Genomic DNA, 12,364 nt, shown 5'->3' on the forward strand with positions numbered 1-12,364 from the left:
TCGCAAAAAAGTGCGGTGAGATTTTCCATCATTTTTGAATTCCGCTAGATTATGCGGTGACAAATCTGTACAATCGCCGTTCATTTTTTAATTGCGAATTTTTCGTTGTGAGCTTTTGATAAAAACACCAACACAACGCTATCGCCACAATGTGTAATAACGAGGCTAAAATGTCAGAATTATTGTCTGTGCAATCAGATGCACCTGCTAAAAAAATTAATCTAATGGATTTAACGCGCCAACAAATGCGCGAATTTTTTAAAGAACTCGGCGAAAAACCATTCCGAGCAGATCAGTTAGTAAAATGGATTTATCATTTTGGCGAAGATAACTTCGACAATATGACAAACATTAATAAAAAATTACGAGAAAAACTTAAAGCTGTTGCAGAAATTAAAGCCCCAGAAGTTGCCGTTGAACAGCGTTCAGCCGATGGCACAATAAAATGGGCAATGCAAGTGGGTGAACAACAAGTTGAAACTGTGTATATTCCCGAAGCAGATCGCGCTACGCTTTGTGTATCTTCCCAAGTGGGCTGCGCCTTAGCTTGCACATTCTGTTCAACCGCACAACAAGGATTTAATCGCAATTTAACGGTTTCAGAAATTATCGGCCAAGTTTGGAGAGCCTCTAAAATTATTGGCAACTTTGGGGTGACTGGCATTAGACCAATTACCAATGTGGTAATGATGGGAATGGGTGAACCCTTGTTAAATGTCGCTAACGTTGTTCCCGCAATGGAAATTATGTTAGATGATTTTGCCTATGGTTTATCAAAACGTCGTGTCACTTTATCAACTTCTGGCGTCGTGCCAGCACTAGATAATTTGAGCAAAATGATCGATGTGGCTTTGGCTATTTCATTACATGCCCCAAACGATGAATTACGTGATGAAATTGTGCCAATCAACAAAAAATATAATATCAAAATGTTGATTGACTCGGTAAATCGTTATTTAAGCGTATCAAATGCAAACCATGGCAAAGTCACGATTGAATATGTTATGCTCGATCATGTAAATGATGGCGTTGAACATGCTCATCAACTTGCAGAAGTATTAAAAAATACGCCTTGTAAAATTAATTTAATTCCGTGGAACCCGTTCCCAGAAGCACCTTATGCAAAAAGCTCGAATACGCGTATTGACCGCTTCCAAAAAACCTTGATGGAATATGGCTTTACCGTGATTATCCGTAAAACTCGAGGAGATGACATTGATGCAGCTTGCGGACAGCTAGCCGGAGATGTTATCGATCGTACTAAACGTACGGCAATGAAACGCCAATTTGGACAAAATATTGGGGTGACAGAAATTAATTAATATTCTAGGCATGTGAATGAATCAAGTTCACATGCCCTATGTTTTCATAAAAATTAAAGCATATTAAATATTTCTTCCTGCCCTGTTAAAAGGAGAAAAAATGCAAACAATAAGTAAACAACTCAGTGCGGTGATTTTCCCTTTCATTTTTTCTGCTTGCGTTTCTCAATCAACCATTCAAGATTCCAATCAACAATCAGCAGCTAAAGCTCGCGTAGAACTTGCACTCGGTTACCTTCAACAAAATAATCCTCAACTCGCTAAAATCAACTTAGATAAAGCGCTTCAACACGATAAAGATTACTATCTCGTGCATTCAGCGCTTGCGCATTATTATCAACAACAAGGGGAAATCGAGAACGCACATCGTGAATATGAAATAGCTTTAAAACTCAATAATCAACAGGGAGACTTACATAATAATTTTGGCACATTTTTATGTCGTCAAAAGCAATTTGAACAAGCTCAGCAGCAATTTCAACTCGCACTGAATTCACCTAATTATTATCATCAAGCAGATACATTTGAAAATATGGCTCTTTGTGCTTATTCCGCTCAAAAAATGGATATTTATCAACAAGCATTACAAAAATTGCGACAAACAGATAGTAAACGAGCGGAAAAATTTAATACCTTTAAATAAAGCATTGCCAAATCAAGCGTTGGACTTTAAAATTTAGCCTTTATTTATCGCATATTATTTAATTGAATTTATGAATCCAACAACTGAGCAAGAACTTTCACCAGGTGAGATTTTTCGCCAAGCACGTGAAAGCTTGAATCTTTCTCTTGAAGACGTCGCCAAAGAAATTTCGCTGCGTCCCTCCATATTACAACAACTTGAAAACAACGAATTTATTCAAAAATCTACCCCTGCAATCTTTGTAAAAGGCTATGTGCGTAGCTATGCCAAGTTCTTACGCTTACCTGATTCTGTATGGGAAAATATTACATTTGCAGAAAATGATAAAAACGATCTGAGTAAAAATGCTCGTTCAACTCGTGAAGTAAATCAATATTCATCGCACTCTCGTTGGGTCGGGCGTTTATCTATCATTGTACTTATTTTAGTCCTTGGCATGACTGGACTTTGGTGGTGGCAAAGTTACCAACAAAATAATCAAGAACGTGATGACTTAGTACAAAGCTATGTTGCTTCTACTGAAAACAATCAGCCAGCCACAGCTCTTGTGACGACAGAAGAAAGTAATAAAACTGCACCAGAAACAACAGCAGCTGTCTCACAACCAGTAGAAATGACAAATAATGTGTTACCAGAAATAGCACAAGAAAATGCTGTTTCACAAACAAAAAACGATGAAAAATCAGTTTCAGACACTCAAAGTGCGGTAGAAAATCCATCCATTTCTCCAGCAGTTCCTACTGTGAAAGGAGACTTGATTGTAGAAATCTTAAATAATACGAGCTGGCTCAGCGTAAAAGATAAAAATCGCCGAGTATTAGCACAAAAAGAGTACAAAAAAGGTGAAATATTAACTTTTAATGGTGATGAGTTTTCATTAATTGTTGGAGCACCAAGTAATGTGCGTATCACCTATAAAGGTGAAAATTATCCATTAAACGTGGATGGTCGCATTGCAAAATTCAAACTTTCACAACCTTAATAAGGAAAAAGATGTCAGCTTTTCAACCAAGCATTAAGCGTCGTGAATCGACAAAAATTTATGTAGGAAATGTACCAGTTGGTGGTGATGCGCCAATTGCCGTGCAATCAATGACAAATACTCGCACCACTGATGTGGAGGCGACAGTTGCTCAAATTAAATCATTAGAACGTGTTGGTGCAGATATCGTTCGCGTATCTGTTCCAACAATGGATGCTGCAGAAGCATTTAAACAAATTAAACAGCAAGTGAATGTCCCGCTCGTAGCAGATATTCATTTTGACTATCGTATCGCACTAAAAGTCGCAGAATATGGAGTGGATTGTTTACGTATCAATCCAGGCAATATTGGTCGTGAAGATCGCATCCGTGCTGTTGTTGATTGTGCTCGTGACAAAAATATTCCGATTCGTATCGGCGTAAACGCAGGCTCTTTAGAAAAAGATCTGCAAGAAAAATACGGCGAGCCAACACCAGAAGCGTTATTAGAATCAGCATTACGTCATGTAGAAATTCTAGACCGTCTTAATTTCGATCAATTTAAAGTGAGTGTAAAAGCCTCTGATGTATTCTTAGCGGTAGAAGCTTATCGTTTACTTGCAAAATCTATCAAGCAGCCATTGCACTTAGGGATTACAGAGGCAGGTGGTGCGCGTGCAGGTGCGGTTAAATCTGCAATAGGTTTAGGCATGTTACTTGCCGAAGGTATTGGTGACACATTACGTGTATCATTGGCAGCGGATCCCGTAGAGGAAATTAAAGTAGGCTTTGATATTCTTAAATCTTTACGAATTCGCTCTCGTGGAATTAATTTTATTGCGTGCCCAACCTGCTCTCGCCAAGAGTTTGATGTAATTGGTACAGTAAATGCGTTAGAACAACGCCTTGAAGATATTATTACACCAATGGATGTATCAATTATCGGTTGCGTAGTGAATGGTCCTGGCGAAGCGCTCGTATCTGATCTCGGGGTAACTGGTGGTAACAAAAAAAGCGGTTATTATCTTAATGGCGAACGCCAAAAAGAACGCTTTGATAACGAAGATATTGTTAACCAATTAGAAGCAAAAATTCGTGCTAAAGTCGCACAACAAGATCCAAAAAACAGAATTATTTAAGGAAAGCTCGTGGCTAAAACTATTCAAGCAATTCGCGGAATGAACGATTGCTCCCCTACTGAATCTCCATTATGGCAATGGATTGAAACGCAAGTACGCCAGGTATTAAACAATTACGGTTATTCCGAAGTGCGTATGCCAGTTGTAGAAAGCACACCATTGTTTGCGCGTGCAATCGGCGAAGTAACCGATGTTGTTTCAAAAGAAATGTACACATTTTGGGATAACGACGAACAATTAACCTTACGCCCTGAAGGCACTGCTGGTTGCGTGCGTGCTGCCATTGAACACGGTTGGATCTATAACAATGAACAACGCTTATGGTATATGGGGCCAATGTTCCGTCATGAACGTCCACAAAAAGGTCGTTACCGTCAATTCCATCAAGCAGGCGTTGAAGTATTCGGTATTGCAAATCCAGAAATCGATGCCGAATTAATCATGCTTACCTATCGTTTATGGAAAGCATTAGGTATCGATCAACATGTTACGCTTCAACTTAACTCAATTGGCTCTTTAGAAGCTCGAGCAAATTATCGTTCAGCTTTAGTTGGATTCTTAGAAAACCATCAAGATTTAATGAGCGATGAAGAAAAAGATCGCTTGATAAAAAATCCGCTTCGTATTTTGGATACCAAAAATCCAGAATTACAAAAAGTATTAGATAACGCGCCAAAATTACTTGATTATTTAGATGATGAAAGCCGTGAGCATTTTGAACAATTATGTTCATTATTAGATGCAGTGGGTATTCAATATGAAATTAATCCTAAACTCGTTCGTGGCTTAGATTATTACAATAAAACTGTATTTGAATGGGTAACCTCAGCCCTTGGTGCACAAGGTACAGTGTGTGGCGGCGGTCGTTATGACGGTTTAGTGGAACAACTTGGCGGACACGCAACACCAAGCATCGGATTTGCGATGGGATTAGAGCGTTTAGTCTTGCTGGTACAAGAAGTTAATCCAGATGTTCCTGTGAAAAGTGCGGTGGATATTTATGTTGTTTATCAAGGTGAAGGTGCAACATTAGCTGCTTTTGAATTAGCAGAAAAAGTACGCTCAGAATTACCGCACTTAAATACTATGCTGCACTGCTCTGGCGGTAATTTCAAAAAACAATTTAAACGAGCAGATAAATCTGGTGCAACATTGGCATTAGTTATCGGCGAAAGCGAAGTACAAAATAAACAAGTCGTTGTTAAACACTTGCAAGGTGGCACAGATCAGCAAACCTTAGATTTAGTGAATATAATCGACTACATTCAAACTCAATTTTAATTTAAAAGGGGAAAAACATGGCTTATTCCATTGAAGAAGAACAAGAGATTAACCAGTTGAAAGACTGGTGGAAAGAGAATGGCAAAACAATTATTGTCGCTTTTATCCTAGGTGTGGGTGGTATGTTTGGATGGCGTTATTGGCAAGCGCATCAAGCAGAGCAAATCGCTCAAGCTTCTGCTCAGTATGATGCGTTAATCTATTCCGCACAACAAGATAAACAAGCTAAAAAAGCAAATATAGAACAATTTGTGCAAGCTAACAGCAAAACTGCATACGCTGTCTTTGCTTTGTTAGATGAAGCAAAAAAAGCGACTGAAAAACAAGATTTTGCAGCTGCAGAAGTAAACTTAAATCAAGCATTAACTCAATCTCAAGATGAAGTATTAACATCCATTGTTGCATTACGTCTAAGTGCGGTGCAATTTCAATTGGGTCAATTAGATAATGCGTTAACCACCTTAAACCAAGTGAAAGGTGAAAGTTTTAATGCTCGCAAAGCTATTTTAACTGGCGATATCCAAATCGTGAAAGGAGATAAAGTTGCGGCTAAAAACAGCTTTGAGCAAGCACAACAAAGTGGTAGCCAATTAGAACAACAAGTGGCAAAAATGAAATTAAACAATCTTTAAAAAATAATACCCGCATCAAGATGCGGGTATTTCTTATCTTTTTAGCCACAAAATCACACAACCTTCCTAGCAAGTATAAAAAGCAAAACTGGGCGATGCTGTAAATCTTTAAATTCATGATGCCATTGAACCTGATCTGCTAACATAGGTTCTTCCATTTGCTCAATTTGAAAACCTACTTTAATCAAATTATTAATAATCGTTGCAGTCGTACGATGATAAGTCTTAAAAGCCTGCTTAAACCAACTCCGTTCTCTTTCTCCTTCATCTCGATAATGATTCAAACGGTAAGCAATTTGCTGTTTATTCTCATTTTTTTCCCAACGCTCCCCCGTCTTATGGCAGGTCGTGATAGGATGTTCTTGAGAAAAAACAAGTACACCATTTGCTTTCAACTTATTAAAAATTGCAGACAACAATTGAGGAAATTCTTTTACATAATGAAAAGCAAAAGAACTCGTAATTACATCAAAATTATCTTCTGGTAATTCAATAAGCTTTTCCATAGGTAATTGATAAAGAGAAAAACAGTCTTTAAATTCAGCGCACTTTTCTAAATCAATTTTAGCTTGCTTTAACATATTTGCGGACAGATCGATTCCAACTACGTGTTTAGCGCCTCTTGATAAATAAAGTGCTAAATGTTCACCAGCCCCACACCCAAGATCAAGTAATTTTTTTCCTTGTAAGTCTGGCAAAAGTGAAAGCATTGTCGGTTTCTCAACAACTTCATTTAAACTAATAGGATTAGAACGAAGCTTTTGGTAAAGCTCAAAGAAATTTTCTTTATCGTAAACACTGATTTGATTTATCATATTTTCACTATAGCGCTAAAACAAGCACGCCTGATAAAATTAAAATACTACCGATAATTAATTTTAGGCTGAGTTGCTCACCTAAAATGACAACCCCTAGAATAATTGCAATAACTACACTTAATTTATCAATCGGTGCAACCCAAGAGGCAGGAGCAAGTTGGAGCGCGCGATAATAACAAAGCCAAGACAACCCAGTTGCAATACCTGATAAAATCAGAAAACTAAACGGTTTTACTGCAATATGCTGTGGCAATTGCCACTCGTTACGAGCAGATAGAATGCCTGCCGTCACAAATAAAATGACAAGAGTTCGAATAAAGGTGGCAAGATTACTATTCATCCCTTCTACACCAAGCTTGCCTAAGATCGCCGTGAGCCCTGCAAAAAATGCGGAACCTATCGCAAAAAATACCCAACTCATATCCTTTCCTTATTTACCCACAACCCCTAAAATTCGCTATACTTTTCCGCTATAATAACGGAAATTTTTTTTATGAAGAAGTAAAAATGAATCAGATTAACATTGAAATCGCTTATGCTTTGCCGGAGCGTTATTATTTGAAATCTTTTCAATTTGATGAAGGAATCACCGTGCAAACTGCGATTACGCAATCAGGGATTTTAAGCCAATTTCCAGAGATTGATTTGAGCACAAATAAAATTGGGATTTTCAGTCGTCCAATAAAATTGACTGATGTATTAAAAGAGGGCGATCGTATTGAAATTTACCGTCCATTACTTGCTGATCCGAAAGAGATTCGCCGTAAACGTGCAGCAGAGCAAGCTGCAGCCAAAGACAAAGAAAAAGGAGCTTAAAAATGACCTCACTTTCATCTGTTGATTTTTGTTTACCTGAACATATCACACCAGAAATTTTTCTACGTGATTATTGGCAGAAAAAGCCACTTGTGATTCGTAACGGTTTACCTGAAATCGTTGGGCAGTTTGAGCCACAAGATATTATTGAGCTCGCGCAAAATGAAGATGTTACCGCTCGTTTAGTGAAGACATTTTCTGATGATGATTGGAAAGTTTTTTTTAGCCCTTTAAGCGAGAAGGATTTTCAAAAATTACCAGAAAAATGGTCGGTATTAGTTCAAAATTTGGAGCAATGGTCGCCTGAATTAGGACAACTTTGGAATAAATTTGGCTTTATTCCTCAATGGCAACGTGACGACATTATGGTGTCTTACGCGCCGAAAGGTGGCTCTGTTGGTAAGCATTATGATGAGTATGATGTATTCTTGGTGCAAGGATATGGCCATCGTCGTTGGCAATTAGGTAAATGGTGTGATCCAAGTACCGAATTTAAACCCAATCAGCCAATCCGAATTTTTGATGATATGGGCGAATTGGTGATTGATGAAGTAATGAATCCAGGCGATATTCTCTATATTCCAGCCCGCATGGCGCATTATGGTGTGGCTGAAGATGATTGTTTAACCTTTTCTTTTGGCTTGCGTTATCCAAATTTAAGCAATTTGATTGATGGGATAAGCAAAGGTTTTTGTCATCAAGATCCTGATTTGAATTTAAGTGAGTTTGATTTGCCGCTACGTTTAAGCCAGTCTGAACAACGAACAGGTAAACTTGCGGATGAAAATATTCAAGCAATGAAACAGCTTTTATTAGATAAATTGGCTCATTCAGAAGCTTTTGATGCGTTGTTTAAGCAAGCCGTAGCAAGTGCGGTGAGTTCTCGTCGTTACGAGTTATTAGTGTCGGATGAAATGTGCGATCCTGATGAAGTGCGATCAATTTTAGAAGATGAGGGGGCATTCCTTTCTCAAGACAACAATTGTAAATTGCTTTACACCGAAAATCCGCTGCGAATTTATGCTAATGGTGAGTGGTTAGATGAACTTAATGTGATTGAGACTGAAGTATTGAAACGTTTATCTGATGGTGAAAGTTTGGATTGGGCATTTTTATCTAATTTAGTAAATGAAACCGAAGATCCCGAAACTTCAATGGATTTGTTGTTGGATTCAATTTGTAACTGGGTTGATGATGGTTGGGCGTTAATTGAATAATATGTCAGACAATATTTATTCTGTATCTCAACTGAATTCTGCTGCGCGCCAGATGCTCGAAGGGAATTTTTCACAAATTTGGTTAACGGGTGAAATTTCCAATTTTACGCAACCCGTGTCTGGACATTGGTATTTAACGCTGAAAGATGAAAATGCGCAGGTGCGTTGTGCGATGTTTCGCATGAAAAATTTACGTGTAGCTTTTCGTCCGCAAAATGGGATGCAAGTGCTTGTGCGTGCCAATGTGAGTTTATATGAGCCTCGTGGTGATTATCAGCTTATTATTGATTCCATGCATCCAGCTGGTGAAGGTTTGTTGCAACAGCAGTTTGAAGCATTAAAAATGAAGTTAGCTGCGGAAGGATTGTTTGCTCAAAATCTTAAGAAAAATCTACCACACTTTAATAAAGCGGTTGGGATTATTACTTCTTCTACAGGTGCGGCATTGCAAGATATTTTGCATATTTTGGCACGCCGTGATCCAAGTTTAAAAGTTGTTATTTATCCCACTGCGGTTCAAGGCAAAGAGGCGACAGCAGAAATTGTGCAAATGATTGAACTTGCCAATCTGCGACAAGAAGTGGATGTATTAATTGTTGGCCGTGGTGGTGGTTCATTAGAAGATCTTTGGTGTTTTAATGAAGAAGAAGTCGCGCGAGCGATTTTTCGTTCAACCTTACCTATTATCAGTGCGGTGGGGCATGAAACGGATGTAACGATTGCCGATTTTGTCGCAGATCTTCGTGCGCCGACCCCTTCTGCTGCGGCTGAGTTAGTTAGTCGTAATCAAGATGAATTATTACAACAACTTCGCCATCAACAGCAACGTTTAGATATGGCATTTGATCGTTTATTTACTCGAAAAAGCCAGCGTTTGAAACAGATAATCTTAAAATTACACAATCAACATCCACAGAATCAGCTACGCACTCAACAAGCGAAAAATGAACAACTTACGCATCGCTTGCAACTTGCTATGTTGCGTCAGTTTGAAAATACACAACAAAAATTCACCGCACTTTCTTCTCGTTTGAAACAAAATCCATTGCCATATCGAGTGCAACGTCATCAACAACGCTTAGAGCAGTTACAAGTGCGGTTAAATTTTTGCGTAAATCGGCAACTGGCGGAACGTCAAAATAAACTGGCAACGTTATGCGGAAAATTGGATGGTTTAAGCCCGTTGAAGGTATTGGCGAGAGGTTATTCCATTGCGGAAAATGCTCAAGGAAAAGCAATAATAAGTACTCAAGATGTGAAGAAAGGTGAATGTATCACGACGCAAGTTAAAGACGGAAGAATTATCAGTAAAGTTATATAATATTTGTCATTTACATCAATAAGCAAAGGGAGTAGCAAATAAGATACTCCCTTTTGTTATTTAATTATGATAGTGCCCAACCGCCTGCATAGAATGCAACAAGTACGATTGCAATAATCACAGTCCCTACATTTAAGCGTTTAATATCGCCACTCACGATTCTTCCAATCACTAATGCCGCAAAACCTAGCATAATGCCTGTTACGATGTTAGCGGTAAGTACGATAAACACTGCGCAGATTAATCCGCTCATCGCGCCAACGAAATCATCGAAATCTAATTTGCTTACATTGCTTAACATTAATAAACCAACATACATTAATGCTGGGGCAGTTGCGTATCCAGGCACTAAGAAAGCTAATGGTTGGAAGAAAAGCATTAATAGGAATAACACACCAACAACGATTGCAGTAATACCTGTTTTACCGCCTGCTGCTGTTCCTGCTGCAGATTCAATATAAACGGCAGCTGGTGCTGTACCGAATAAACCTGAGAATAAGCTACTGATTGAGTCTGAAGTTAAAGCTTTACCGCCATTGATAATTTGACCATCCTTATCAAGCAAGTCGGCTTGACCTGCAACTGCGCGAATAGTGCCCGTTGCATCAAATACGGCAGTCATCACCAAAGCAAATACCACAGGCAAGATTGCGGGTTGTAGAGCGCCCATAAAGTCTAATTGTAGGAAAAGAGAACTTTCACCAAAGGTTGGCATTTTAAAAATCTCTCCGCCAAATTTTACATTTGGATCAAAAATTAAACCTACAATAGTAATAGCGATAATTACCCATAAAATACCGCCTTTAATTTTCATTTTTTCAAGGCCGATAATGAGCGCTAAACCAATTAAGGACATCATTACAGGGAATGAGGTGAAATCGCCTAATTTTACTGGTAAGCCAGCTTGGTTGCTGACGACTAAACCAACGCCATTTGCCGCAATTAAAAGTAAAAAGAGTCCGATACCAATGCCGGCTCCATGAGCGATACTGGATGGTAAATTACGCAAGATCCATGCACGAATACCTGTAGCAGAAATTAAAGTAAACACAATCCCCATTAAGAATACAGCGCCTAGTGCAACAGGTATGGCGACCTTTTGACCAATTACTAAGCTAAATGCAGTGAAAGCTGTAAGAGAAATCGCACAACCAATTGCCATTGGTGCATTTGCCCATAAGCCGATTAAGATCGATCCTAATCCTGCGACCAAACAGGTGGCAATAAAGACAGATTCCGCAGGAAAACCTGCAGCACCTAGCATATTGGGTACCACGATTACAGAATAAACCATTGCTAAGAATGTGGTTAAACCCGCGATAATTTCTTGACGAACAGTTGAACCACGTTGCTTGAGCTCAAATGTTTTTTCTAAAGTTGGCATAGTGTTCCTTAAAGTTGAGTGAAAAATTGAAGTGAATAAGGTTCGCTATTTTACATCATAAAAATGAGAAGTAAACGTTTGCGTGAGTTTTGTTTAGGATAAAGTGCGGTCAAAATTATGAATAGTTATGAAATAATCTATTTGCTGATTTTCTCTACAAATGAGACTGCGAGTCAGCAGAAAAACTGCTATACTTGTCGCGTTTTTTAACTTGATAAAATGAAGGAAACAAAATGGCTGATTTTAATCAAATTTTAACGCCAGGCGATGTAGATGCTGGTATTATCAATGTAGTAAACGAAATTCCAGAAGGTAGCTGCCATAAAATCGAATGGAACCGTAAAGTTGCGGCATTCCAATTAGATCGTGTTGAGCCTGCAATTTTTGCAAAACCAACTAACTATGGTTTCATTCCACAAACTTTAGATGAAGATGGCGATGAGTTAGATGTGTTATTAATCACTCGTCAACCATTAGCAACAGGTGTATTCCTTGAAGCTAAAGTAATTGGTGTCATGAAATTTGTTGATGATGGCGAAGTGGATGACAAAATCGTTTGTGTTCCTGCAGATGATCGTGATACAGGAAATGCGTACAATTCATTAGCAGATTTACCGGCAAACTTAATTAAACAAATTGAGTTTCACTTCAATAACTATAAAGCGCTTAAAAAACCAGGTTCAACGAAAGTAACGCATTGGGGCGATGTAGAAGAAGCGAAAGAAGTGATTCGTGAGTCTATTAAACGTTGGAATGAACGTTAATTAACTTTAAAGATAAAAGAGCGGTGATATTTCACCGCTCTTTGTATTAGAATTACACAAACCAAT

Annotated in this window: 13 protein-coding genes; 10 read left to right on the forward strand and 3 right to left on the reverse strand. The window is 38.4% G+C overall.

The annotated features are described in order from the left end of the window. Positions 1 to 170 precede the first annotated feature (170 nt). The 6 genes from rlmN (at position 171) to KP710_RS04180 (ending at position 5,978) form a co-directional block, all read left to right on the forward strand. The gene (gene rlmN / locus KP710_RS04155; protein ID WP_005637452.1) at positions 171 to 1,322 is read left to right on the forward strand and encodes a dual-specificity RNA methyltransferase RlmN; all 1,152 of its coding nucleotides are present in this window, start codon (positions 171 to 173) and stop codon (positions 1,320 to 1,322) included. A gap of 100 nt (positions 1,323 to 1,422) precedes the next feature. Then, positions 1,423 to 1,965 carry a type IV pilus biogenesis/stability protein PilW gene (gene pilW / locus KP710_RS04160; protein ID WP_215770929.1) on the forward strand — a complete coding sequence of 181 codons (543 nt, stop codon included), beginning with the start codon at positions 1,423 to 1,425 and terminating at the stop codon, positions 1,963 to 1,965. Positions 1,966 to 2,035: 70 nt separating this feature from the next. After that, positions 2,036 to 2,947, forward strand: a complete 912-nt coding sequence (locus KP710_RS04165; RefSeq protein ID WP_215770930.1) for a RodZ domain-containing protein — start codon at positions 2,036 to 2,038, stop codon at positions 2,945 to 2,947. A gap of 11 nt (positions 2,948 to 2,958) precedes the next feature. Beyond that, positions 2,959 to 4,065 carry a flavodoxin-dependent (E)-4-hydroxy-3-methylbut-2-enyl-diphosphate synthase gene (ispG, locus tag KP710_RS04170; RefSeq protein WP_005630108.1) on the forward strand — a complete coding sequence of 369 codons (1,107 nt, stop codon included), beginning with the start codon at positions 2,959 to 2,961 and terminating at the stop codon, positions 4,063 to 4,065. Between the two features lie 9 nt (positions 4,066 to 4,074). Continuing rightward, positions 4,075 to 5,346, forward strand: a complete 1,272-nt coding sequence (gene hisS / locus KP710_RS04175; protein ID WP_111407540.1) for a histidine--tRNA ligase — start codon at positions 4,075 to 4,077, stop codon at positions 5,344 to 5,346. A gap of 17 nt (positions 5,347 to 5,363) precedes the next feature. Then, positions 5,364 to 5,978 carry a YfgM family protein gene (locus KP710_RS04180; protein WP_111407541.1) on the forward strand — a complete coding sequence of 205 codons (615 nt, stop codon included), beginning with the start codon at positions 5,364 to 5,366 and terminating at the stop codon, positions 5,976 to 5,978. Between the two features lie 53 nt (positions 5,979 to 6,031). Here the strand turns inward: KP710_RS04180 and KP710_RS04185 are convergent, their stop codons facing one another. Both KP710_RS04185 and KP710_RS04190 read right to left on the reverse strand, forming a co-directional pair. Beyond that, positions 6,032 to 6,793, reverse strand: coding sequence for a class I SAM-dependent methyltransferase (locus KP710_RS04185; protein ID WP_111407542.1), 762 nt, complete (start codon positions 6,791 to 6,793; stop codon positions 6,032 to 6,034). Positions 6,794 to 6,800: 7 nt separating this feature from the next. Next, positions 6,801 to 7,217 carry an EamA family transporter gene (locus tag KP710_RS04190; RefSeq protein WP_111407543.1) on the reverse strand — a complete coding sequence of 139 codons (417 nt, stop codon included), beginning with the start codon at positions 7,215 to 7,217 and terminating at the stop codon, positions 6,801 to 6,803. Positions 7,218 to 7,303: 86 nt separating this feature from the next. Here KP710_RS04190 and KP710_RS04195 point away from each other — a divergent pair, with 86 nt between their 5' ends. The 3 genes from KP710_RS04195 to xseA are packed head-to-tail and all read left to right on the forward strand — an operon-like array spanning position 7,304 to position 10,150. Further along, positions 7,304 to 7,612: an RnfH family protein gene (locus KP710_RS04195; protein ID WP_111407544.1), complete on the forward strand. Its 309-nt coding sequence runs from the start codon at positions 7,304 to 7,306 to the stop codon at positions 7,610 to 7,612. Positions 7,613 to 7,614: 2 nt separating this feature from the next. Then, entirely contained in the window at positions 7,615 to 8,829 is a 1,215-nt protein-coding gene (locus KP710_RS04200; RefSeq protein WP_111407545.1) for a ribosomal protein uL16 3-hydroxylase, read from the forward strand. A 1-nt stretch (position 8,830) separates the two neighbouring features. Then, the gene (xseA, locus tag KP710_RS04205) at positions 8,831 to 10,150 is read left to right on the forward strand and encodes an exodeoxyribonuclease VII large subunit (protein ID WP_111407546.1); all 1,320 of its coding nucleotides are present in this window, start codon (positions 8,831 to 8,833) and stop codon (positions 10,148 to 10,150) included. A gap of 64 nt (positions 10,151 to 10,214) precedes the next feature. Here the strand turns inward: xseA and KP710_RS04210 are convergent, their stop codons facing one another. After that, entirely contained in the window at positions 10,215 to 11,534 is a 1,320-nt protein-coding gene (locus KP710_RS04210) for an NCS2 family permease (RefSeq protein ID WP_111407547.1), read from the reverse strand. Between the two features lie 233 nt (positions 11,535 to 11,767). Here KP710_RS04210 and KP710_RS04215 point away from each other — a divergent pair, with 233 nt between their 5' ends. Further along, complete coding sequence (locus tag KP710_RS04215; protein ID WP_005630160.1) at positions 11,768 to 12,298, forward strand: inorganic diphosphatase; 531 nt, start codon at positions 11,768 to 11,770, stop codon at positions 12,296 to 12,298. Positions 12,299 to 12,364 lie beyond the last annotated feature (66 nt).

Origin of the sequence: Haemophilus sp. SZY H35 (assembly GCF_018829705.1) — a bacterium.
Taxonomy (GTDB): Bacteria; Pseudomonadota; Gammaproteobacteria; order Enterobacterales; family Pasteurellaceae; genus Haemophilus; species Haemophilus haemolyticus_K.